The following is a 20,880-nucleotide window of genomic DNA, read 5'->3' as shown; positions in this document are numbered from 1 at the left end:
CACCCGATGAGCCGCGACGCGCTTAAGACCCTCTACCATCCCTTCGCCGCCGGTCTGGTGGATCTTCCGGGCGAGGGGCAGCGCTTCCTCTTCCTGGGGGCCGAGGCGGGGCAGCGCCTGCCCGAGGGTTTTGCCGCCGGGATCGATGCCGTGCAGCCGCTCCGTCCGCTCTACCGGGCACTCGAGGCCGCGCGCGCAAGCGTGACGCCGACGATCGAGGGCGCGGGTTATGACGGCGCGCTGGTGCTCTGCGGCAAGCACAAGGGCGAAAACGAGAACCGCATCGCCGAGGCGCTGCAGCGCGTGCGTGCGGGCGGGCCAATCGTGATTGCCGGCGGCAAGGGGGACGGCATCCAGTCGCTGCGCAAGCGCATCGACCGCTTCGGCTTCGGCGGCGACCACGCGCCGAAATACCATGGCGTCGCCTTCTGGTTCGCGCGTCCGGCGGATGTCGACGAGCCGGTCAAGGCGCTGTCCTCGCAAGCCGTTCGCGTCGCGGGCCGCTTCACGGCCGCCCCCGGCATGTTCTCGCACGATCGCATCGACGAGGGCTCGGAACTGCTCGCAACCCGCATCCCGGAGGATTTCCGCGGCCACGCCGCCGATTTCGGCGCCGGATGGGGCTATCTCGCCGTGCTCCTTGCCGAGCGTGCGCCCGGCCTGAAGGGTGTCGACCTGTTCGAGGCCGACTACAACGCGCTCGAGGCGGCAAAGGAGAACATGGCCGAGAACTGCCCGGATGTGCCAGCCCGCTTCTACTGGCAGGACCTGACCGCCGAGCCGCCGCGCGACCACTACGACCTGATCGTCATGAACCCGCCGTTCCACGAAGGCCACGCGGCCGACCACGGGCTGGGTGCCGGCATGATCCGCATGGCGGCGAAGTCGCTCAAGGTAGGCGGCCGCCTCCTGCTCGTCGCCAATCGCGGCCTGCCCTACGAGCCGGTGCTCAAGGAAGCCTTCAAGGAGAGCGGCGAAGTCTGCCGCAATGCGCGTTTCAAGGTCCTGTGGGGCCGGCGCTAAGCCTTCACCCCGGTGGCTGGCCCGATCCGCGGCGGCAAGGTTCATCGGCAGGCGATCACCTCGATGTCATGGACCTGGACCCTGTGCATCCTTTTCATGACGCGCGCGACGTGATTGCCTTGCCGGCAGCGATTCGGCATTCCGCCGGACGGGCGAGACCCACGGGGCATCATTGAGCTATTACGCATCGAAGTTCTTCTGGCTGGCGGCGCAGCCGCTCTCCCTGGCCTTCTTCGCCATCGTTATCGCTTTCCTGCTCGGCTGGCTCGGGCGCAGGCGCCTGCAGGCGGCCTTCATGCTGCTCTCTGCCGCCATCCTCTTCGTCACGCTCTATACCAGCGCCGGCACGGTCATGCTGCAGGCGTTGGAAGGCAGGTTCGCCCGCTCCGTGCTGCCCGTCGCCGGGCCGCAATGCATCATCGTGCTGGGCGGCAGCTTCGAGGCCGAGGTGATCGCCGCCCGCGGCGGCGTCGAGATGAACCAGGCCGGCGATCGCTTCGTCGAAACACTGCGCCTGCTGCAGGCCTATCCCGAAGCCCGGGTGCTGGTTTCCGGCGGTGACGGTTCCTTCAGCGGCCGCTATGCCGGCGACGCCACGGTGTCGGCGGCCTTCTTCGCCGCCTACGGCATATCGCCGACCCGGCTGATCCAGGAGGAGACCTCGCGCACCACCTTCGAAAACGTCGAAAACACCAAGGACCTGCTCGTGCACGACGGGCTCGACAATTGCCTGCTCGTGACCTCCGCCTTCCACATGCCGCGCGCCATGGGACTGTTTCGCAAGGCAGGCCTGGCGGTCGTCCCCTGGCCGACCGATTACCGCACGAGCGGCGTGGCGTCGCTGGAGTTTGACTTCACCCAACCGTCGTCGAATGCGCAGTTGACCACCACTGCCATCCGCGAATGGATCGGACTCGCGGCCTACTATCTGGCAGGCCGTACGGAGACGATCCTGCCGGAGTGAGCCGGCCTCACCTCTTGGAGATGGTGTCGAAGCGCAGGCCCCGGACCCGAGTGGTGATGGTGCAGTATTCGCCGTCGTCGCGGTTACAGGAAACGGCATTCGCCTTCATTTCGAAGACGAGGTTGCCGTAGCGCTTCTTCAACTCGTAGCCGTAGAGATCGGCGCTGCCGATCAGCACGAAACCGCCCTCGGCGATGCCGACGTAGAAATTGTGCGGGCAGCCGACCTCGCCGCAGAGCTTGCCGTCGTCCCCGTCGCAATTGACGGCGCCCAGGTTGGTGATGACGTCGTCGAGCCCGTCATTGTTGAAGTCGATAACGCGGGCGAAGTCGCTGCCATAGGTCGCCGCCTTGCATTGCCCGGCCACCGCCGCCTTCTCGTGGGCGACAGCGTCGTCGAGAATCGGCGCAGCATGGGCGGCCGCGGGGAAAAGCAACGCGACGGCCAACAGGAGATTGCGAAGCGCCGGACGGGAAAACATCATGCAGGGCCTTTCCTTGATATCCGGATCGGTCAAGATAGCGCGAGGCGTCGACCTGGCGCCCCGGGCAATACAGGCTGCATCTTTGCCCGACCAAGCTGTCGCGAGGCTTGGCTGCGGACCGTGAAGGGAGGGATGCGTGACGATCCTGGAGTTGCTCGACTATGCGGGCGTTGCGGTCTTCGCCGCGACCGGGGCGCTGGCGGCCTCTCGCAAGCAGCTCGACATCATCGGCTTTCTCTTCCTGGCGGCCGTGACCGGTGTCGGCGGCGGCACCTTCCGTGATCTCGTGCTCGGCGCTGCGCCGGTGTTCTGGGTAACGAACCCGACCTATCTGCTGGTCTGCGTCGGCGTCGGGCTTCTGTTCTATTTCACCGCGCATCTGTTCGAATCGCGTTATCGCATGCTGTTGTGGCTCGATGCGATCGGTCTTTCGGCCTACAGTGTCATGGGGGCGGCGAAGGGGCTTGCGGCTACCGGTTCGCCGACGGTGGCGATCACCACCGGCGTCATGACGGCCAGCGTCGGCGGCATCCTCCGTGACCTGCTCGCCGGCGAGCCCTCCGTGCTGCTGCGCCCGGAGATCTATGTGACGGCAGCGCTCGGGGGCGCCGCGGCCTTCACGGCGCTGACATTCGCAGGAGTGCCTCTCTCGGTGGCTTCAGTGATCGGCGCGCTAGTGGCCTTCGGCGTGCGCGGCGGCGCCCTGCGCTTCGCCTGGCGCATCCCGGTCTACAGGCATCAACCCGGACGTCATCCAGACGATGTCATGTAGGACGGTTCACGTTACGGGAATGTCGGCCGGCTGGGCTGGACGCCGTCAGCGGTTCTTCTTGGCCCGCAGGCGGATGATGACGTCGACATGGGCGATCTCCATGCCTTCCGGCGGCTCCGGCAGATTGCCGATCTCGATGCTGCTGACCGGAATGTCCAGCACCTCGTTGTCGCCCTCGACGAAGAAATGGTGATGGTCGGAGATGTTGGTATCGAAATAGGTGCGCGAGCCCTCGACGGCAAGGACGCGGACGAGCCCGGCTTCCGTGAACTGATGGAGGGTGTTGTAGACCGTCGCCAGCGAAACCGGCACGCCGGCATCGACAGCTTCCTCGTGCAGTTCTTCCACCGTCAGGTGCCGGTCGCCCTTCGCAAAGAGGAGGTCGGCCAGCGCGATGCGCTGACGCGTGGGCCGAAGGCCACAGTCCCGCAACCGGGTCTCTATGCTCAATTCTTTGACATGCACCATGGGTGACGAATCCGTTCGCCTGATCTTGCAGAACAATCTTGACGTTTCGATATAACTTTTGCGGCGAGCGGATTCAATAGTTTTGCGAGGAGCGACAATGTTGCAGGATGCGGAAAACCAATGCTTTGGCCGCCACCCGGCACTTTGGACTAGCTGTCCGGCCGGTCATCATGTATGCGGAACGCAAAATCCACTCCGGCATTCCCCTTGTGGGGAGGCCGGGCACAGCCGGCGCGGCGAGTGGCCAATGCTTCATTTTGGCCTCATCCTGCACTAAAGCTAGAACAAAGAACCAAGGACCGGGAAGAAACAGCCCATGACGACCAGGCAATCGAGCTTCACCTACGAAGAGATCCTCACCTGTGCACACGGCGAACTGTTTGGCCCCGGGAACGCGCAGCTTCCGCTGCCGCCGATGCTCATGGTTCACCGCATCACCGAGATCTCGGAAACGGGCGGAGCGTTCGACAAGGGCTTCATTCGTGCAGAATACGATGTGAAGCCCGACGATTGGTATTTTCCCTGCCATTTCGAGGGTAACCCCATCATGCCGGGCTGCCTCGGGCTGGACGGCATGTGGCAGTTGACGGGATTCTTCCTCGGGTGGCTTGGTGAAGAGGGGCGCGGCATGGCGCTCTCCACCGGAGAGGTGAAGTTCAAGGGCATGGTCCGCCCGCACACCAAGCTTCTGCAGTACGGGATAGATTTCAAGCGCGTCATGCGCGGCAGGCTCGTGCTCGGTACGGCCGATGGCTGGCTCAAGGCCGATGGCGAGACTATTTACCAGGCAACCGACCTGCGCGTCGGCCTGTCGAAGGAAAAGGCCGCCTGACGCCGCAAGGGCGTCAGTTGGGCTAAAGGATCACAGAGGTTTAAGCAGATGAGACGGGTAGTTGTCACAGGTCTTGGTATCGTTTCTTCCATCGGCAACAATGCGGACGAGGTGACGTCGTCGCTGCGCGACGCCCGGTCCGGCATCAGCTTCTCCAAGGATTTTGCCGAGCACGGCTTCAAGTGCCAGGTGTGGGGCGCGCCGAACATCGACACGACCGATCTGGTGGATCGCCGCGCCATGCGCTTCCTGTCGCAGGGCGGCGCCTGGAACCACGTCGCCATGAAGCAGGCGATCGCCGATTCCGGGCTCGAGGAAAAGGACTATGGCGCCAACGAGCGCGTCGGCATCATCATGGGCTCGGGCGGCCCGTCCACGCGCACCATCGTCGAGGCGTCCGACATCACGCTGAAGAACGGTAGCCCCAAGCGCATCGGCCCGTTCGCCGTGCCGAAGGCGATGTCGTCCACCGCTTCGGCGACGCTCGCCACCTGGTTCAAGATCCATGGCGTCAACTATTCGATCTCGTCGGCCTGCTCGACCTCGGCCCATTGCATCGGCAATGCTGCCGAGATGATCCAGTGGGGCAAGCAGGACGTGATGTTCGCCGGCGGCCACGAGGACCTCGACTGGTCGATGTCTAACCTCTTCGACGCCATGGGCGCCATGTCCTCGAAGTTCAACGACACGCCCGACACCGCCTCGCGCGCCTATGACATCAACCGCGACGGCTTCGTCATCGCCGGCGGCGCCGGCGTGCTGGTGCTGGAAGAGCTCGAACACGCCAAGGCACGCGGCGCCAAGATCTATGCCGAGATCGTCGGCTACGGCGCCACTTCGGACGGCTACGACATGGTCGCCCCTTCCGGCGAGGGTGCCGTGCGCTGCATGCGCCAGGCGCTTGCCACCGTGAAGGGCGACATCGACTACATCAACACCCACGGCACCTCGACGCCGGTCGGCGACAGCAAGGAGATCGGCGCGATCCGCGAAGTCTTCGGCGACAGGATCCCGCACATCCAGTCGACCAAGTCGCTGACGGGCCATTCGCTGGGGGCTGCCGGCGTGCAGGAATCGATCTACAGCCTGCTGATGATGCAGGCGGGCTTCATCGGCGAGAGCGCGCATATCCAGGAACTCGATCCGGAATTCGAAGGCATGCCGATCGTGCGCAAGCGGATCGACGATGCCAAGATCGACATTGCGCTTTCCAACTCTTTCGGCTTCGGCGGGACGAACGCGACGCTCGTCTTCCAGCGCCACAACGGATAACGGACCAATGACGGGGATCATGAAGGGAAAACGCGGCCTGATCATGGGGGTCGCGAACAATCATTCCATCGCCTGGGGCATTGCGAAGGCGCTGGCGGGGCAGGGTGCCGAACTCTGCTTCACCTATCAGGGCGAGGCGCTGGGCAAGCGCGTCAAGCCGCTCGCGGCCGAGCTCGGTTCGGAATTCCTGCTCCATTGCGACGTCGAGGACGTCGCCTCGGTCGACACGGTCGTCGCCGATATCAAGGAGCGCTGGGGCAAGCTCGACTTCATCGTCCATGCCATCGGCTTTTCCGACAAGAACGAGTTGAAGGGCCTCTACGCCGATACCTCGCGGGACAATTTCACCCGCACCATGGTTATTTCCTGTTTCTCCTTCACCGAGATCGCAAGGCGCGCCGCCGACCTGATGAGCGAGGGCGGCACGATGCTGACGCTGACCTATGGCGGCTCGGTCCGGGTGATGCCGAACTACAACGTCATGGGTGTCGCCAAGGCGGCGCTGGAGGCTTCGGTCCGGTATCTTGCTGCCGACTACGGCCCGCGCGGCATCCGCGTCAATGCGATTTCGGCCGGCCCGATCCGCACGCTGGCCGGCGCAGGGATCGCCGATGCCCGCGCCATGCTGTCCTGGCAGCAGAAGAACTCGCCGCTGCGCCGCACCGTCACCATCGACGACGTCGGCAATTCGGCCATGTACCTGCTGTCGGATCTGTCGAGCGGCGTCACCGGCGAAATCCACTACGTCGATTCCGGCTACAACATCACCTCGATGCCGACGCTTGAAACGCTCTCCCGCGCCGACAGCGAGTAGCCGTCAGCGCAGCAGAAGCACGACGACCAGCACGAGCATCGCCAGCACGATGCCGAGCAGGATCCGGCGCACGCGCGGGTGCATGTCGACGGCGACGGTCGGATCGATCTTGCGCCGGATGAAGGCAATCGGTGTCTCGGAGGGCGGGGTATGCCCCTCGCTCTCCTTCACGTCCTTGGCGATGACTTCCGCCACATCTTCTGTGATGGGCGGCCTGAAAGGTCCGAAAACCATCGCACGCTCTCCTCGTTGGGATGCGGCGGATGGTGGACCCGAACCTTTTCGTTTGCAATCGCAAATGCAACCGTGGGACAGCGTGACGCGCCGCTGCAAGCCGGCCCCGCAAGTCCGTGCCGTTCAGCCCGTCTTCCCCACAGATCAGGCCGCTGCGGCGCCTGCGCCGACCCGCTTGTAGAACAGCGTCGTGCTGCAGAAGCTGCCGTCGGGATAAAGGGCGTAGTCGGGGATGACGCCGACCCATTGCCAGCCGAGCTTGCGGTAGACGGTCTCCGCCGGGCTGCCGGTGGCCGTGTCGAGCACCAGCACCGTCTTGCCGCCCGCCGCTGCCGCACCTTCCGCCGCTTCCATCAACCGCCGGGCCAGGCCGCGACCGCGCTCGCTTTCCTTCACCAGCAGCTTCTTGATGTCGGCGCGGTGGCCCTGGTTCGGCATCTGCCGCATGCCGACCTGCACGGTGCCGGCGATGCGTCCGTTCCGTTCGGCGCAGAAAAGCAGCGTCGAACCGTCCGCTACCGCCGCGATCACGCCCTGCCAGAAGGCAAGCGCGTCGTCGCGGCCATAGGGCGCCATGAACCCCACGGAGGCGCCGCCCATCACGCAGTCCACGAGCACGTCGGCAAGTTCGTCGATCCGTGCCGCCGCCTCGTCGCGCCCCAGAATCCTGATCTCGTCCATGGTTCCCTCTTCAGTTGCGGCCACGGTCAAGCACGACGGCATAGTGCGCCGGCGCCTGGCCCGGATTGTGGAAAACGTGGCCTTCGGTGATGCTCATGTAGAGGCAGTCGCCCGGCTCCAGTCGATGGGTGATGCCGGCGATCGTCATCTCGAGCGCTCCGGAAAACAGCCAGACGTGCTGGGTCATGCCCTCTTTCGCGGTCTCGGGCGGGTAGGCGATGCGGGCGCCGGGCGGAAAGGCCACGTCGATCACCTCGACGCGCGACGGCGTTGCCGGCGGAGAAACGGCCCGGCGCTCGTATCCGGTTTCCGGATCGCGCCAGACCGGCTGGTCGGCGCGGCGAGACAGCGGGCTGGCCTCTTCGCCTTCGGGGGCAAAGAAGACCGAGAGCGTGACGTCCAGGGCCGCGCAGAGCCGCGACAGCAACTGCGCCGTCGGGCTCGCCTCGCCGCGCTCGATGCGCGAGATCATCGCGCGGCTGACACCGGAACGGCCCGCCAGTTCGTCGAGGGTCAGTTCGCGTCGGTTGCGGAGCGCCCGCAGGCGCCCGGCGATCGCCGCATCGATATGTGTCTCATCGTGTTCCATTATGGTAGATCTATATATCCACTATAATGGAGTCAAGCCAGGACAAAATGAGCCCGATGACTTCAGCCTTGAACCTGGGCGATCCAGTCGTTCAGGCTGTAATAGTTCGTTACCCGGCTAATCTTATCACCCTTAAGAGCGAAGAAAGCACCTGCCGGCAACGTGTAGGTTTGGCCCTTTGCTTCCGGCAGGCCCTCGTCGGTGGCGAGGTACTCGCCGTTGACGACGAATTCCGCCGCCCCCCGGCTGCCGTCCTCACTCGCCATGATGACGATCTCCGTCAGCGTTTCCTTGTAGCTGCGGTTCATGTGCTCCATGAACCTCGCGAAAGCCGCCTTGCCGGTCTGCCGTTCGCCCTGGTTGATGTCATGGGCGACGTTTTCGTCCAGTAGCGCCAGGAAGGCGTCCATGTCCTGGCGGTTGAAGGCGTCGTAGTAGGCGCGGATGATCTCGGCGGCTTTCATGGATGTCTCCCTGGATGAAGCATGCTTGCTGAATGGAACTCTGCCGGTATAACCAAGCCATCGCCACCTGCAAATGCCATGGCTCCGGATGATGCTGCAATGACCCTCGAGATCAGATCGTTTTCTGGCGCAGATGCCGCTCCCTACGTCGACGACCTCGCCCGACTGAGGATCACGGTCTTTCGGGATTTCCCCTACCTCTATGACGGCGATCCCGCCTATGAACGAAGATACCTGGCCACCTATGCGCGGTCCGAAGGCTCTGTCTTTGTCCTGGCTCTGGACGGCGGCCGCGTCGTCGGGGCGGCGACCGGCATGCCGATGGCGGCCGAGACGGACGAGGTCAAGGCGCCCTTCCTCGCCGCCGGCCGCGATCCGGGCGACTACTTCTATTTCGGCGAAAGCGTGCTGCTCCCCGCCTATCGCGGCCGCGGCATCGGCGTGAAGTTCTTCGAGGGGCGCGAGGCTCAGGCCCGCAGGCTCGGGCTGGCGTTCTGCACCTTCTGCGCCGTGGAGCGGCCCGCCGATCATCCGCGCCGCCCGGCCGGCTACGCCCCGCTCGACCGCTTCTGGGGAAACCGCGGCTACCGCCATCATCCCGAACTGCGCACCACCTTCACCTGGCGCGATCTCGACGAGACGGAGGAAAGCGAAAAGCCGCTGTCCTTCTGGATCCGCGACCTTCGCACCACTGGTTGATGCCGGTCCTTTGCCGACAAAGCGCAACGGCCTGAAAATAGGGGGAACGGCCGGTTAATTACCGCTTTGCGGTCGCAAGGCGCACTGCTATATGGCGCCCATGAGCACCAATTCGTCGACACCCCTTGACCATATCCGCAACTTCTCGATCGTGGCCCATATCGACCACGGAAAGTCGACGCTGGCCGACCGGCTGATCCAGTCGACGGGCGGCCTTGCGGACCGCGAGATGTCCGAGCAGGTGCTCGACAACATGGAGATCGAGCGCGAGCGCGGCATCACCATCAAGGCCCAGACCGTGCGCCTGCACTACAAGGCCAACAATGGCGAGACCTATGTGCTCAACCTGATCGACACGCCCGGCCACGTCGACTTCGCCTACGAGGTCTCGCGCTCGCTGTCGGCCTGCGAGGGCTCGCTGCTGGTCGTCGATGCGTCGCAGGGTGTGGAAGCCCAGACGCTCGCCAACGTCTACCAGGCGATCGACAACAACCACGAGATCGTCACGGTCCTCAACAAGATCGACCTGCCGGCCGCAGAACCCGACCGCATCAGGGACCAGATCGAGGAAGTGATCGGCATCGACGCCTCCGAGGCCGTGCTGATCTCGGCCAAGACCGGCCTCGGTATTCCCGACGTGCTCGAGGCGATCGTCCACAAGCTGCCTGCTCCGAAGAGCGAGGGCGGCGAAAAGGCGCCGCTGAAGGCGCTGCTGGTCGACAGCTGGTACGATACCTATCTCGGCGTCATGGTGCTGGTGCGCGTCATCGAAGGTCGCCTTTCCAAGGGCCAGACGGTCCGCATGATGGGCACGGATGCGAAATACACCGTCGAGCGCGTCGGCGTGCTGACGCCGAAGATGGTGGCCATGGACTCACTCGGCCCAGGCGAGATCGGCTTCATCACCGCCTCCATCAAGGAAGTGGCCGATACCCGCGTCGGCGATACCATCACCGAGGACAAGCGCCCGACGGCAAAGGCCCTGCCGGGCTTCAAGCCCGCCCAGCCGGTCGTCTTCTGCGGCCTCTTCCCGGTCGATGCCGCCGATTTCGAGGACCTGCGCTCGGCGATGGGCAAGCTCCGCCTCAACGACGCATCCTTCTCCTTCGAAATGGAAAGCTCGGCAGCACTCGGCTTCGGCTTCCGCTGCGGCTTCCTTGGCTTGCTACACCTGGAAATCATCCAGGAGCGGCTGGAGCGCGAATTCGACCTCGACCTGATCGCGACGGCCCCTTCGGTCGTCTACAAGCTGTTCATGACCGACGGCTCGGAGCGCGAGTTGCACAATCCGGCCGATATGCCGGACGTGGTCAAGATCGCCGAGATCCACGAGCCGTGGATCCGCGCGACCATCCTGACGCCTGACGACTATCTCGGCGGCATCCTCAAGCTCTGCCAGGATCGTCGCGGCATCCAGATCGAGCTGACCTATGTCGGCACCCGCGCCATGCTCACCTACGACCTGCCGCTCAACGAAGTCGTCTTCGACTTCTACGACCGGCTGAAGTCCATCTCCAAGGGCTACGCCTCCTTCGACTATCAGATCACCGACCATCAGGAAGGCAATCTGGTGAAGATGTCGATCCTGGTGAACGGCGAGCCGGTCGATGCGCTGTCGATGATGGTGCACCGCATGGCCGCCGAAAAGCGCGGCCGCGACATGTGCGAGAAGCTGAAGGAACTGATCCCCAAGCACATGTTCAAGATCCCGATCCAGGCCGCCATCGGCGGCAACGTGATCGCCCGCGAAACGATCTCCGCACTCCGCAAGGACGTGACCGCCAAGTGCTACGGCGGCGATGCCACCCGCAAGCGCAAGCTGCTTGAAAAACAGAAGGCCGGCAAGAAGCGCATGCGCCAGTTCGGCAAGGTCGAGATCCCGCAGGAAGCGTTTATCGCGGCTCTGAAGATGGGGGATGAGTGAGCGAGGGAATCCCCCGTAATGCCCGCTCCTGCTTTGAGGGAGCACGCGTGAACTTATGCTGTCAGGGCGAGCATTTGTGACTTTAATCTTCTTCTAAAATGGCTTTCTGTGCCTCTAGTAGGCGGATTAGTTTGCCTATTTCTTTTGGCCCCATATCGCCCCGCGCTAAAATTCGCACATTGGTCTCCTGACTAAGGCTGTTACGCATCCATTCAGTCTCGCCCTTGGCGGGAGACGCGACCTGATCTTCCTGCAGCAATGGAAACGTTGGAAATTTGACGTCGGTCGATGCCGGCGTCTCGACGATCACTTCATTCATTGGAATACCTGTTTGGCTTCCCTCTACAGCCACCCACTTGCAGTCTTCTGACACCAAGCGGACACGTAGCGGTTTTGGCAACTGAAGCACGCCTTGGGATTCCCACTGAATGAGATCACCGACTTTCGCTCCGCCAAACATAATGCTGCCCTCCACGAGAGGCGTTCGATCTGGCACGAAAGATTCTCGGCTATCATCGACCGAAGGGCCACCACTTTCGAATGCTTCTTCCTGCTCAAGAAACCGTTGCGTATCCATATAGGCCGAAACCACTGGACCAATTGCCCTATCGAGAAAGTTCTCGCGGGACAGCCAGGATTTAAGTGCTCCCTCCGACGGCGGGCCATCATGAAAACGATCGCGGATTTCGGCAAATACTGTGGGAGTGTAGGCCGCTTCCAGGAGCGCCTGTTTCCTTGCGGTCTCACTAACTGGGTGAATAATATCTACCGCAAGCTGAGTGACACGTGTTTGCCCCTTTCCAGCCTTCTCAAGCAAACCATAGTGGGCAAGGGAAGCAAGCGCTTTATCAGACGCGCCGCTCTGACCGCTGTAGCCGATGTGTTTAGCGGCAACGTCACGATCAATGACATTTCGCCGGTCTGCCGCGTGAATGCTTCGAGCCTGACCAATCGCCTTGGGAAGGCTCGTGTTGGGGTATCCAGGACTGTGAACTCGCGACATATCCGATCTCCATTTATGAAATGCAGTACCATAAGCATTCGAATTAAGCAATTAAGCAATGGCCATAACCTAGGCGCGCATACAAATTAGCAATCATATTGCGCAGCGCGAGGCAATGGTGCATATTGAGTCGCGCAGGTAGCTGCAATGCAACGTGTAGTGGCGCGTCGATTGGAAGTCGGAGAAGGACAATATGAGAAGAGTCGTAGCCAACCGCACCATCGAACACCGTCGCGGTTGGCGGTAACAAAAAGGGCCACAAAACAGGAAGGCTGGTACCCGACCTGCATTGTGACCCATGGTGTCAGCGGACAAGCCCTGATCCGTTGGACGGAATAACTGGGAATGCCGATCTCTGATGAGGTTGACCCCTTCAGAATCGCATTTCCCGGTCTCCGTTTCAAGAGGGCTTAGCTTGAAGTCAGGAGGTCATCATGACCAATGACAACATACCGAGCTATACGCTCACCTTCGAAGACGCCGTCCAGATTTGGCTTCGCTATTGGGCCGGCGAATTTCAGAACCGGATTGCGGCAAGCCTCGATGTCAATCCGGGCCGCGTGAACGAAGTTCTCAAGGAACGGAAGTTCATCGGCAGCCGCGAAGCAGCGCTTAAAGAGCGTGCGGCCTGAGGATGGATCAATGATGAAATTTCATCCTCCGAAGCCGCCTAAACCTGTCGACCGTCTTCAGAATATGAAGACCCTTCGCCCTCTGGGTAAAACCAAGTGGGTCAAGGCTCACTGGCGCTATGATTATGAGCGGCGCCAATGGGAATGGGTGCTTGGCCATTGGGCCAAATAACTCGTGAAACGGGGATGCGCAGCGCCTGTCGTTGCGCAACCCGCTTCAGCATGAGCCTCACTCCGCCCCCTCCCTCATCTCCTTGTGCCGTGCCTCGAACTCCTGGCGCAGCGCCCGGCGCCCTTCGGCGGCCTTTGCCCGGCGCTGTTTAGCCTCGGTGTCCAGCGCAAGCGAGGGCACCGCCGTCGGCTTGCCACTGGCATCCACCGCCACCATGGTGAAATAGCAGGAATTGGTGTGACGGCGCTCGCCGGTGCGGATGTTTTCCGCCTCGACCCGGATGCCGATCTCCATCGAGGTGCGGCCGGCATGGTTCACCGAGGCGCGGAAGGTGACGAGTTCGCCGACATGGATCGGCTGGCGGAACACGACCTGGTCCACCGAAAGCGTCACCGCATATTGCTGGGAAAAGCGCGAGGCGCAGGAATAGGCCACGCGGTCGAGCAGGTTCAGCAGCGCGCCGCCGTGCACCTTGCCGGAAAAATTCGCCATGTCCGGCGTCATCAGCACCACCATTTCGAGCTGGCTGGGGTCATGGGCGCGATCCATGGGTGGTCCTTTCGAAGAGCGGTCGGTCGGGAAGAGCCCATAAGCCTACCGGCTGCGGCCCGCAAGGAAAAGAACCCGCGCGGCGACGCTGCCGGTCATGACGGCTTGCCGGTCCCAGTTGCCTGCACCAGCCCGGCGCGATACGGTCCGCCGGCGCGGCGCCCGGCCGCGCATGCCCTTTCGTCCCCTTTCTGCGAAGCCATCTCCCATGACCCAGATCGATCCCGCCGCCCTTCAAGCCACCGTCCAGGCGCTGCCCGACCGCTATCCCGGGCCCGGCGGTGTCGTCGGCGTCGTTTGCGACGGCGAGGTCATCGTTCGCCATGCCTGGGGCTATGCCGATCTCGACCGGCGCCAGCAGATGACGGCGGAGACCCTTTTGCCGATCTGCTCGATCAGCAAGCAGTTCACCTGCGCCGCCCTGCTCGACCTCGTGGGCGATCCGGCGAAGCTCGACGGCGCCCTTGCCCGCCACCTGCCAAACATCGAGGGGCGACGGCCGACGGTGGCGGAGCTTTGCGCCAACCAGTCGGGCTTGCGTGACTACTGGGCGCTGACGGTGTTGCACGGCGCGCTCGCCGACGGCGTCTTCGCCCGCGACGATGCGGCCAGGCTGTTTTCGCGCATGTGCCGCACGCATTTCGAGCCCGGCAGCCGCTATTCCTATTCCAATGGCAATTTCCGGATCCTCGGCGACCTCGTCGAGGAGGCGGCCGGCCGGCCGCTGGCGGAGGTCTATCGCGAGCGCCTGTTTACCCCGGCCGGCATGGAGACGGCGATCCTCGCCGCCGATACGGCAGAGCCGCTGAACGGCGTGGTCGGCTATGAGGGCAATGCGAACCTCGGTTATTTCCCCGCCGTCAATCGCGTCTTCTGGTCCGGTGATGCCGGCATCGCCGCCTCGCTGGACGACATGCTGGCCTGGGAGACCTTCATCGATCGCAGCCGCGACGACCCGGACGGTCTCTACAACCGCATTTCCGCGCCGCAGCCGTTTTCCGACGGCAGGGCGTCCCGCTACGGCTTCGGCCTCGCCCGCGAGACGGTCGACGGTGTCGCGCTGATCGGCCATGGCGGCGCGCTGCGCGGCTTCCGCGCCAGGCGGCTGCATGCCGCGGCCGAGCGCCTCTCCGTCGTGGTCATGTTCAACCACGAGGCCGATGCCCACGCCGCGGCGAACGCCGTGCTGCGCGCCGTCCTCGGCCGCCCGCAGACACCGGTCGAGAAGACGAGGCCGTCGCCGGAATGGGCAGGCAGCTATCTGGAGCCGTCGACCGGCCTGCTGCTGCGCATCTCCACCGTGCATGACGGGCTGAGGGCGCGCTTTGCGACCTCGGCCGAAACCCTTTCGCTCGGTGCGGATGGCATCGCCCGTTCGTCGACGATGACGCTGGCGCGCGACGGCGATGCGGTGCGCATGGAGCGTCCCGGCGAGAACCTCGCAACGGTTGCCACCCGCATCCGGCCGGGCCTGCGCGACGACATCGCCGGCCGCTACGTTTCGGCGGAACTGGACGCCTCCTTCGAGATCGTCTCCGCCGGCGGCGCCTGGTTCGGCGCCTTCGAGGGCTTTCTCGGTAGGGGCGCGATGCATCCGGTCCACCCGGTCGGCGAGGACGTCTGGCGGCTCTCCTGCCGCCGCTCCATGGATGCGCCCGCCCCCGGCGACTGGACCCTGACCGTCCGCCGAAACGACAGCGGAGAGGTGGCGGGGCTCACGCTCGGCTGCTGGCTCGCCCGCGGGGTCGCGTATTCGAAAGCCGGCTAAGGAACGGCGCACACGGGCGGCTGCGTCAGATGTTTCGCCGCCGACCTTCCAAAAGGTCCAACACGGAATTGGCCGCCTCGATCACGTTGGTGCCCGGACCAAACACCGCAGCCACGCCGTGATCCTGCAGGAACTGGTAGTCCTGCCGCGGGATGACGCCGCCGCAGACGACGATCACCTCGCCGCCGCCCCTCTTCTTCAGGTCGTCGATGAGCTGCGGCAGCAGCGTCTTGTGGCCGGCGGCAAGCGAGGACACGCCGATCACGTTGACCGCCTCCGAAAGCGCCATCGCCGCAGCTTCCTCCGGCGTCTGGAACAGCGGCCCGGCCAGCACGTCGAAGCCGATGTCGCCGAACGCCGACGCGATCACCTTGGCGCCCCGGTCGTGCCCGTCCTGACCGAGCTTGGCGACCATGATCTTCGGCGGGTGGCCGAGCCTTTCGGCAATGCCGGACATGCGCGTCCGCAGCACCGTCAGCTCCGGCTCGCCGCGATAGGCCTCGCCGTAGACGTCCTTGATGACCTCGGGCGTGGCTTCGTGATCGCCGAAGGCCCGGCGCATCGCATCCGAGATCTCGCCCACCGTGGCCCGCTCGCGTGCGGCTTCGACTGCTGCCGCCAGCAGGTTTCCCTGGCCGGTCCGTGCGACCGCGGCCAGCGCCTCGAGTGCTGCGCGAACCCGCTCGCCGTCGCGCCGCCGCCTCGTCTCCTCGATCCGCCGGATCTGGGCTGTCCGCACGGCGCTGTTGTCGATCTGCAGGATGTCGATCGGATCTTCGTTTTCCAGCCGGTACCGGTTGACGCCGACGATCACCTCTTCGCCCTTGTCGACCGCCGCCTGCCGCCGCGCCGCCGCTTCCTCGATCATCCGTTTCGGCAGACCGTCGGTAACCGCCTTCGTCATGCCGCCGAGCGCCTCGACCTCCTCGATCAGCGCCCAGGCCTTCTCGGCCAGCTCGTTCGTCAGGCTCTCCACGTAGTAGGAGCCCGCCAGCGGATCGACTACCTTCGTCACGCCCGTCTCGTGCTGCAGGATCAGTTGGGTGTTGCGGGCGATGCGGGCGGAAAATTCCGTCGGCAGCGCGATCGCCTCGTCGAAGGAATTGGTGTGCAGCGACTGGGTGCCGCCGAGTGCAGCCGACATCGCCTCGAAGGCGGTGCGGACGATGTTGTTGTAGGGGTCCTGCTCCTGCAGCGACACGCCGGAGGTCTGGCAGTGCGTGCGCAGCATCAGCGAGGACGTCTTTTTCGGCTCGAACTCCTCCATGATGCGGGTCCACAACAGCCTTGCCGCCCGCAGCTTCGCCGCCTCCATGAAGAAGTTCATGCCGATGGCAAAGAAGAAGGAGAGGCGGCCGGCGAAATCATCGACGTTCAGCCCCTTGGCGAGTGCTGCCCGCACATATTCGCGCCCGTCGGCCAGCGTGAAGGCCAGTTCCTGCACGAGCGTCGCGCCGGCCTCCTGCATGTGGTAGCCGGAGATGGAGATGGAGTTGAACTTCGGCATCTCCTTCGCCGTGTAGGCGATGATGTCGGCGACGATACGCATCGAGGGTTCGGGCGGATAGATGTAGGTGTTGCGGACCATGAACTCCTTCAGGATATCGTTCTGGATGGTCCCGGAAAGGGCTGCGCGCGGGACGCCCTGTTCCTCGCCGGCGACGATGAAGCTCGCGAGAATCGGGATCACCGCGCCGTTCATCGTCATCGACACCGACATCTCGTCCAGCGGGATGCCGTCGAACAGGATCTTCATGTCCTCGACCGAATCGATCGCCACACCCGCCTTGCCGACGTCGCCCTCGACGCGCGGATGGTCGCTGTCGTAGCCGCGATGGGTGGCAAGGTCGAAGGCGACGGAAAGGCCCTTCTGCCCAGCGGCGAGGTTCTTCCGGTAGAAAGCGTTGGATTCCTCCGCCGTCGAGAACCCGGCATATTGCCGGATCGTCCACGGCCGGCCGGCATACATGGTCGCGCGCGGCCCGCGCACGAAAGGCGCAAGGCCGGGAAGCGAGCCGAGATGGCCGATTCCATCGAGGTCCGCGGCCGTATAGAGCGGCTTGACGGTGATGCCTTCCGGCGTCTGCCAGGTGATCGTCTCGGGGGAGGCTTTCAGTTCGCGCTCGGCGAGGGCCTCCCAGTGTTCATGGCCGCGCGTGTCGCCCTTCCCGTTGCCTGGGTCTTGAGCCTTCGAGCTTTCGTCTGACACGGACTTCTCCTCCTGAATACGCGATCGCGTTCACGCGCGCCCGAAAGCGCCGTGGTGATCAATATGGACTGCGGACGGGGCGCTGAAAGCTGCCTCGTATATTGGTATAAAAGTGACACCTCTCAGCGCCCCGTTCGGCGGTTTATATCCGCGGCCTCGGCTTCGTCCGTGATCGGCGGGGTTTGTGGGAACAGTGGCGTGCCCCTCGATCGAGGGTGTCATGCACGCTCTCAGGCTTACGATGCCCGGGCCATGACTGCCTTTAGGCCTCGTCTTCCACCTGCGCCGTGCGTCCGGGTTTAAAGCCCCTCGAACGCGCACGGTGCGGCCCCGCATCCTGTGCGCCGAACCGGTGCCGGCCGCGTCCGAAGATCGCGACAGGCGGTTGCGGTGCACCCTCCGGGATGGAAAGCAGGATGTCAGTCCGACAAACATCCCGCTCCCTCCCCCAGTCGGAGTGAAACCATCCTCCGCGGACCCGAGCATGGGGGCTTTGCGTCCTATCCCCGATGCGCGCGCCGGCTCCGCCTCGCCGGCACGCCTGCCGGTGTATCCGCGACGGAACGGCATCAGTATAGGCCCGGGTCGGGGATACGGGGACGAACAGGAGCGAAAATTTTTTGCTGCGTTTGATTCGGATGCTACCTGGTAGTATCTTTCGCTGACACAGGAGACACCCCATGTCCGTGAAAGCTTCCGTATCGATTTCCGACCAGCAGGACGCCTTTGCGCGGAAACTCGTCGAGGACGGGCGCTATGCGAGCCTGAGTGCCGTCGTCCAGCGCGGCATCGAACTGCTGCGGGAGGAGACCGAATTGAAGGATGCGGAGCGGGCGGCGCTGAGACAGCTTGTCGAAGACCGCATGAAGGGTGAATTTCTGACGATGGAGGAGAGTGATCGCCAGATTGCGGCGATGATCGAGGCCAACAGAAAAGCCTATGGCCTATAAGGTCATCCGCTCCAAAGACAATGACCGGGATCTGAACTTGATCTTCAGGCATTTGGTCGATTCGCATGTTGCGCTCGGAGCGACGTTGTCCGATGCCTTTCAGACGGCAATTCGCCGCGTGGACGCCCTCAAGAAAGACGTTAGGGCTCTGGCGCTCGCACCGCACCAGGGAAGCCTTCATCCGGACATCAGGCCCGGCTTGCGTCACGTCACGAAGAACCGTGCGATCATCTATTTTCATGTCGACGACACTGCCGAAATCATCCGCGTTATCGCTGTCTTCTTCGGTGGTCAGGATCACCAGCGTCATATGCTGAAGCGTCTCTTGCAACCGGAAGATTGACAGCCTGCGACGACGCATCGTCCCCTCACTCGAACTCCATGATGATCTCGTCCACCGCCAAGCTGGCGCCGACCGAAACCGGCACGCGCTTGACCACGGACTTCTTCTCCGCGCGCAGGATGTTTTCCATCTTCATCGCTTCGATCGTCGCCAGCGCCTGGCCGGCTTCCACCGTGTCGCCCTCGGCAACGGCGATCGCCGTGATCAGCCCCGGCATCGGGCAGAGCAGCATCCGCGACGTATCCGGCGGGAGCTTCACCGGCATCAGCCTTGCGAGTTCCGCCACCCGCGGTTCGCGCACCCGGGCGATCACGTCCACGCCGCCCCAGCGCAGCCGCAGCGCATAGCCGATCTTGTTGACCTTCACGCCCATCGGCGCCTCGTCGACGAAGAAGGTCGCATGGGTCTGGCCCGGCAGCCAGTCGCTGCGGATCGCCACCGTCGCGCCGTCGTCGAAGGTGATGCGCGAGGCGTCGCCTTCCTGTGCAAGCGTGACAGCGACAGGCTCGCTGCCGAGCGCCACCACCCAGTCCGCACCGACCCGGCGGCGATGGTTGCCGATCGTGCCGGAGATCTTCGTCGCTCGCCGCTGCAGCCGGTCGTTGACGAGGGCCGCGACGGCGGCAAGCTTGCGGCGCGATGCGGCGTCGGGGGCGACACCGTGGAAGCCGTCCGGAAATTCCTCGGCGATGAAGGCCGTGGTCAGCCGCCCTTCGCGAAAACGGTCATTACGCATCACCGCCGACAGGAAGGGCAGGTTGTGGCCGATGCCCTCCACCTCGAAATCGTCCAGCGCCCGGGCCATCGTCTCGACCGCGGCCGTCCGGTCCGGTCCCCAGCTGCAGAGCTTGGCCACCATCGGATCGTAGTACATCGAGATCTCGCCGCCCTCGGTGACGCCGGTATCGTTGCGCACGACGGTGCCGTCGGCGTGCCGCCCCTCCGCCGGCGGGCGGTAGCGCGTCAGTCGACCGATGGAGGGCAGGAAGTTGCGGTAGGGATCCTCGGCATAGAGCCGGCTTTCGATCGCCCAGCCGTCCAGCTTCACGTCGTCCTGCCTGAAGGACAGTGTCTCGCCGGACGCCACGTTGATCATCTGCTCGACCAGGTCGATGCCGGTGACGAGCTCGGTGACCGGGTGCTCCACCTGCAGCCGCGTGTTCATTTCGAGGAAGTAGAAGTTCCGGTCGCCGTCGACGATGAACTCGACCGTGCCCGCCGAGTGGTAGCCGACGGCCTTCGCAAGCGCCACCGCCTGCTCGCCCATGGCCCGGCGCGTCGTCTCGTCGAGGAACGGCGAGGGCGCTTCCTCGATCACCTTCTGGTTCCGCCGCTGGATCGAGCATTCGCGCTCGCCGAGATAGAGCGTGTTGCCGTGCCGGTCGCCCAGAACCTGGATCTCGATATGGCGCGGCTGGGTGACGAACTTCTCGATGAAGATGCGGTCGTCGCCGAACGAGTTCTTCGCCTCGTTCTTGGACGACTGGAAGCCCTCGCGCGCCTCCTGGTCGTTCCAGGCAATCCGCATGCCCTTGCCGCCGCCGCCGGCGGATGCCTTGATCATCACCGGGTAGCCGATCGAGGAAGCGATCGTCACCGCCTCGTCGGCGTCCTCGATCAGGCCCATATGGCCGGGCACGGTGGAGACACCCGCTTCGGCGGCGAGCTTCTTCGACGTGATCTTGTCCCCCATCGCCTGGATCGCGCCGACCGGTGGGCCGATGAAGGTCACGCCCTCCTTCTCCAGCGCCTGCGCGAAGGCTGCGTTCTCCGAAAGAAAGCCGTAGCCGGGATGCACCGCATCCGCGCCCGTCTGCCGGATCGCTTCGAGGATATTGTCGATGACGATGTAGGACTGGTTCGACGGCGCCGGCCCGATATGCACCGCCTCGTCGGCCATCTGCACATGCAGCGCATCGCGATCGGCATCCGAAAAGACGGCGACGGTCGCAATACCCATCTTGCGCGCCGTCTTGATGACCCGGCAGGCGATCTCGCCACGGTTGGCAATGAGGATTTTCGTGATCGCCAAGG

General features: G+C 64.1%; 22 protein-coding genes. 12 read left to right on the top strand and 10 right to left on the bottom strand.

Annotated features, from left to right (window positions below; genetic code table 11):
• Positions 1-6 precede the first annotated feature (6 nt).
• Together GGQ64_RS08230 and GGQ64_RS08225 are read left to right on the top strand one after the other, a co-directional pair.
• Positions 7-1,023, top strand: coding sequence for a class I SAM-dependent methyltransferase (locus GGQ64_RS08230; protein ID WP_183801945.1), 1,017 nt, complete (start codon positions 7-9; stop codon positions 1,021-1,023).
• Between the two features lie 172 nt (positions 1,024-1,195).
• On the top strand, positions 1,196-1,987 hold the full coding sequence (locus tag GGQ64_RS08225; RefSeq protein ID WP_183801941.1) for a YdcF family protein: 792 nt from the start codon (positions 1,196-1,198) through the stop codon (positions 1,985-1,987).
• 7 nt (positions 1,988-1,994) lie between these two features.
• On the opposite strand, the gene GGQ64_RS08220 is transcribed toward GGQ64_RS08225, so the two are convergent.
• Positions 1,995-2,471 carry a hypothetical protein gene (locus GGQ64_RS08220; RefSeq protein WP_183801938.1) on the bottom strand — a complete coding sequence of 159 codons (477 nt, stop codon included), beginning with the start codon at positions 2,469-2,471 and terminating at the stop codon, positions 1,995-1,997.
• 136 nt (positions 2,472-2,607) lie between these two features.
• Between GGQ64_RS08220 and GGQ64_RS08215 the strand changes: the two genes are divergently transcribed.
• A complete protein-coding gene (locus GGQ64_RS08215; protein WP_183801935.1) occupies positions 2,608-3,243 on the top strand; it encodes a TRIC cation channel family protein in 636 nt (211 codons plus the stop codon).
• Positions 3,244-3,288: 45 nt separating this feature from the next.
• On the opposite strand, the gene irrA is transcribed toward GGQ64_RS08215, so the two are convergent.
• Positions 3,289-3,711, bottom strand: coding sequence for an iron response transcriptional regulator IrrA (gene irrA, locus GGQ64_RS08210; RefSeq protein WP_183801932.1), 423 nt, complete (start codon positions 3,709-3,711; stop codon positions 3,289-3,291).
• Between the two features lie 316 nt (positions 3,712-4,027).
• On the opposite strand from irrA, the gene fabA reads away from it, so the two are divergent.
• From fabA to fabI, 3 genes are read left to right on the top strand one after another with little or no spacing between them, the layout of a single operon-like run.
• The gene (gene fabA, locus GGQ64_RS08205; protein WP_183801929.1) at positions 4,028-4,543 is read left to right on the top strand and encodes a 3-hydroxyacyl-[acyl-carrier-protein] dehydratase FabA; all 516 of its coding nucleotides are present in this window, start codon (positions 4,028-4,030) and stop codon (positions 4,541-4,543) included.
• 48 nt (positions 4,544-4,591) lie between these two features.
• Positions 4,592-5,815, top strand: a complete 1,224-nt coding sequence (gene fabB / locus GGQ64_RS08200) for a beta-ketoacyl-ACP synthase I (protein WP_183801926.1) — start codon at positions 4,592-4,594, stop codon at positions 5,813-5,815.
• Positions 5,816-5,822: 7 nt separating this feature from the next.
• Positions 5,823-6,629: an enoyl-ACP reductase FabI gene (fabI, locus tag GGQ64_RS08195; protein WP_183801923.1), complete on the top strand. Its 807-nt coding sequence runs from the start codon at positions 5,823-5,825 to the stop codon at positions 6,627-6,629.
• 3 nt (positions 6,630-6,632) lie between these two features.
• Here fabI and GGQ64_RS08190 read toward each other — a convergent pair whose 3' ends face one another.
• The 4 genes from GGQ64_RS08190 to GGQ64_RS08175 form a co-directional block, all read right to left on the bottom strand.
• The gene (locus tag GGQ64_RS08190) at positions 6,633-6,863 is read right to left on the bottom strand and encodes a hypothetical protein (protein ID WP_183801920.1); all 231 of its coding nucleotides are present in this window, start codon (positions 6,861-6,863) and stop codon (positions 6,633-6,635) included.
• Positions 6,864-7,007: 144 nt separating this feature from the next.
• Positions 7,008-7,544: a GNAT family N-acetyltransferase gene (locus GGQ64_RS08185; RefSeq protein ID WP_183801917.1), complete on the bottom strand. Its 537-nt coding sequence runs from the start codon at positions 7,542-7,544 to the stop codon at positions 7,008-7,010.
• Positions 7,545-7,554: 10 nt separating this feature from the next.
• The gene (locus tag GGQ64_RS08180) at positions 7,555-8,133 is read right to left on the bottom strand and encodes a helix-turn-helix domain-containing protein (protein ID WP_183801915.1); all 579 of its coding nucleotides are present in this window, start codon (positions 8,131-8,133) and stop codon (positions 7,555-7,557) included.
• Between the two features lie 62 nt (positions 8,134-8,195).
• Entirely contained in the window at positions 8,196-8,597 is a 402-nt protein-coding gene (locus tag GGQ64_RS08175; protein WP_183801912.1) for a ketosteroid isomerase-related protein, read from the bottom strand.
• A gap of 99 nt (positions 8,598-8,696) precedes the next feature.
• Between GGQ64_RS08175 and GGQ64_RS08170 the strand changes: the two genes are divergently transcribed.
• Positions 8,697-9,296 carry a GNAT family N-acetyltransferase gene (locus GGQ64_RS08170; RefSeq protein WP_183801909.1) on the top strand — a complete coding sequence of 200 codons (600 nt, stop codon included), beginning with the start codon at positions 8,697-8,699 and terminating at the stop codon, positions 9,294-9,296.
• A gap of 91 nt (positions 9,297-9,387) precedes the next feature.
• Positions 9,388-11,220: a translation elongation factor 4 gene (lepA, locus tag GGQ64_RS08165; RefSeq protein ID WP_183801906.1), complete on the top strand. Its 1,833-nt coding sequence runs from the start codon at positions 9,388-9,390 to the stop codon at positions 11,218-11,220.
• A gap of 82 nt (positions 11,221-11,302) precedes the next feature.
• Here lepA and GGQ64_RS08160 read toward each other — a convergent pair whose 3' ends face one another.
• Positions 11,303-12,223 carry a hypothetical protein gene (locus GGQ64_RS08160; protein WP_183801903.1) on the bottom strand — a complete coding sequence of 307 codons (921 nt, stop codon included), beginning with the start codon at positions 12,221-12,223 and terminating at the stop codon, positions 11,303-11,305.
• Positions 12,224-12,657: 434 nt separating this feature from the next.
• On the opposite strand from GGQ64_RS08160, the gene GGQ64_RS08155 reads away from it, so the two are divergent.
• Entirely contained in the window at positions 12,658-12,855 is a 198-nt protein-coding gene (locus GGQ64_RS08155; protein WP_183801900.1) for a hypothetical protein, read from the top strand.
• Positions 12,856-13,084: 229 nt separating this feature from the next.
• Here GGQ64_RS08155 and GGQ64_RS08150 read toward each other — a convergent pair whose 3' ends face one another.
• The gene (locus GGQ64_RS08150) at positions 13,085-13,576 is read right to left on the bottom strand and encodes an acyl-CoA thioesterase (protein WP_183801897.1); all 492 of its coding nucleotides are present in this window, start codon (positions 13,574-13,576) and stop codon (positions 13,085-13,087) included.
• Between the two features lie 208 nt (positions 13,577-13,784).
• Between GGQ64_RS08150 and GGQ64_RS08145 the strand changes: the two genes are divergently transcribed.
• Positions 13,785-15,344: a D-aminopeptidase gene (locus tag GGQ64_RS08145; RefSeq protein WP_183801894.1), complete on the top strand. Its 1,560-nt coding sequence runs from the start codon at positions 13,785-13,787 to the stop codon at positions 15,342-15,344.
• A 25-nt stretch (positions 15,345-15,369) separates the two neighbouring features.
• Here GGQ64_RS08145 and scpA read toward each other — a convergent pair whose 3' ends face one another.
• The gene (gene scpA / locus GGQ64_RS08140; RefSeq protein ID WP_183801891.1) at positions 15,370-17,553 is read right to left on the bottom strand and encodes a methylmalonyl-CoA mutase; all 2,184 of its coding nucleotides are present in this window, start codon (positions 17,551-17,553) and stop codon (positions 15,370-15,372) included.
• A 680-nt stretch (positions 17,554-18,233) separates the two neighbouring features.
• On the opposite strand from scpA, the gene GGQ64_RS08135 reads away from it, so the two are divergent.
• Together GGQ64_RS08135 and GGQ64_RS08130 are read left to right on the top strand one after the other, a co-directional pair.
• Positions 18,234-18,503, top strand: coding sequence for a ribbon-helix-helix domain-containing protein (locus GGQ64_RS08135; protein WP_183801887.1), 270 nt, complete (start codon positions 18,234-18,236; stop codon positions 18,501-18,503).
• Positions 18,493-18,846 carry a type II toxin-antitoxin system RelE/ParE family toxin gene (locus tag GGQ64_RS08130; protein ID WP_183801884.1) on the top strand — a complete coding sequence of 118 codons (354 nt, stop codon included), beginning with the start codon at positions 18,493-18,495 and terminating at the stop codon, positions 18,844-18,846. Before GGQ64_RS08135 ends, GGQ64_RS08130 begins: the two co-directional genes overlap by 11 nt.
• A gap of 25 nt (positions 18,847-18,871) precedes the next feature.
• On the opposite strand, the gene GGQ64_RS08125 is transcribed toward GGQ64_RS08130, so the two are convergent.
• Complete coding sequence (locus tag GGQ64_RS08125; protein WP_183801881.1) at positions 18,872-20,878, bottom strand: acetyl-CoA carboxylase biotin carboxylase subunit; 2,007 nt, start codon at positions 20,876-20,878, stop codon at positions 18,872-18,874.
• Positions 20,879-20,880: the final 2 nt, after the last annotated feature.

The organism is Mycoplana azooxidifex, from assembly GCF_014196765.1.
In the GTDB taxonomy this organism is placed as follows: domain Bacteria; phylum Pseudomonadota; class Alphaproteobacteria; order Rhizobiales; family Rhizobiaceae; genus Mycoplana; species Mycoplana azooxidifex.
The sequence above is the reverse complement of the archived record's forward strand: the minus strand, read 5'-3'. Positions and strand labels throughout refer to the sequence as shown.

Coding starts and splice junctions, on each gene's coding strand:
- GGQ64_RS08170 (WP_183801909.1), top strand. CDS start 8,697: ATGACCCTCGAGATCAGATCGTTTTCTGGCGCAGATGCCGCTCCCTAC.
- GGQ64_RS08155 (WP_183801900.1), top strand. CDS start 12,658: ATGACCAATGACAACATACCGAGCTATACGCTCACCTTCGAAGACGCC.
- fabB (WP_183801926.1), top strand. CDS start 4,592: ATGAGACGGGTAGTTGTCACAGGTCTTGGTATCGTTTCTTCCATCGGC.
- GGQ64_RS08190 (WP_183801920.1), bottom strand. CDS start 6,863: ATGGTTTTCGGACCTTTCAGGCCGCCCATCACAGAAGATGTGGCGGAA.
- GGQ64_RS08145 (WP_183801894.1), top strand. CDS start 13,785: ATGACCCAGATCGATCCCGCCGCCCTTCAAGCCACCGTCCAGGCGCTG.
- GGQ64_RS08135 (WP_183801887.1), top strand. CDS start 18,234: ATGTCCGTGAAAGCTTCCGTATCGATTTCCGACCAGCAGGACGCCTTT.
- fabA (WP_183801929.1), top strand. CDS start 4,028: ATGACGACCAGGCAATCGAGCTTCACCTACGAAGAGATCCTCACCTGT.
- fabI (WP_183801923.1), top strand. CDS start 5,823: ATGACGGGGATCATGAAGGGAAAACGCGGCCTGATCATGGGGGTCGCG.
- GGQ64_RS08180 (WP_183801915.1), bottom strand. CDS start 8,133: ATGGAACACGATGAGACACATATCGATGCGGCGATCGCCGGGCGCCTG.
- GGQ64_RS08130 (WP_183801884.1), top strand. CDS start 18,493: ATGGCCTATAAGGTCATCCGCTCCAAAGACAATGACCGGGATCTGAAC.
- GGQ64_RS08220 (WP_183801938.1), bottom strand. CDS start 2,471: ATGATGTTTTCCCGTCCGGCGCTTCGCAATCTCCTGTTGGCCGTCGCG.
- GGQ64_RS08160 (WP_183801903.1), bottom strand. CDS start 12,223: ATGTCGCGAGTTCACAGTCCTGGATACCCCAACACGAGCCTTCCCAAG.
- lepA (WP_183801906.1), top strand. CDS start 9,388: ATGGCGCCCATGAGCACCAATTCGTCGACACCCCTTGACCATATCCGC.
- GGQ64_RS08185 (WP_183801917.1), bottom strand. CDS start 7,544: ATGGACGAGATCAGGATTCTGGGGCGCGACGAGGCGGCGGCACGGATC.
- GGQ64_RS08175 (WP_183801912.1), bottom strand. CDS start 8,597: ATGAAAGCCGCCGAGATCATCCGCGCCTACTACGACGCCTTCAACCGC.
- irrA (WP_183801932.1), bottom strand. CDS start 3,711: ATGGTGCATGTCAAAGAATTGAGCATAGAGACCCGGTTGCGGGACTGT.
- GGQ64_RS08150 (WP_183801897.1), bottom strand. CDS start 13,576: ATGGATCGCGCCCATGACCCCAGCCAGCTCGAAATGGTGGTGCTGATG.
- GGQ64_RS08230 (WP_183801945.1), top strand. CDS start 7: ATGAGCCGCGACGCGCTTAAGACCCTCTACCATCCCTTCGCCGCCGGT.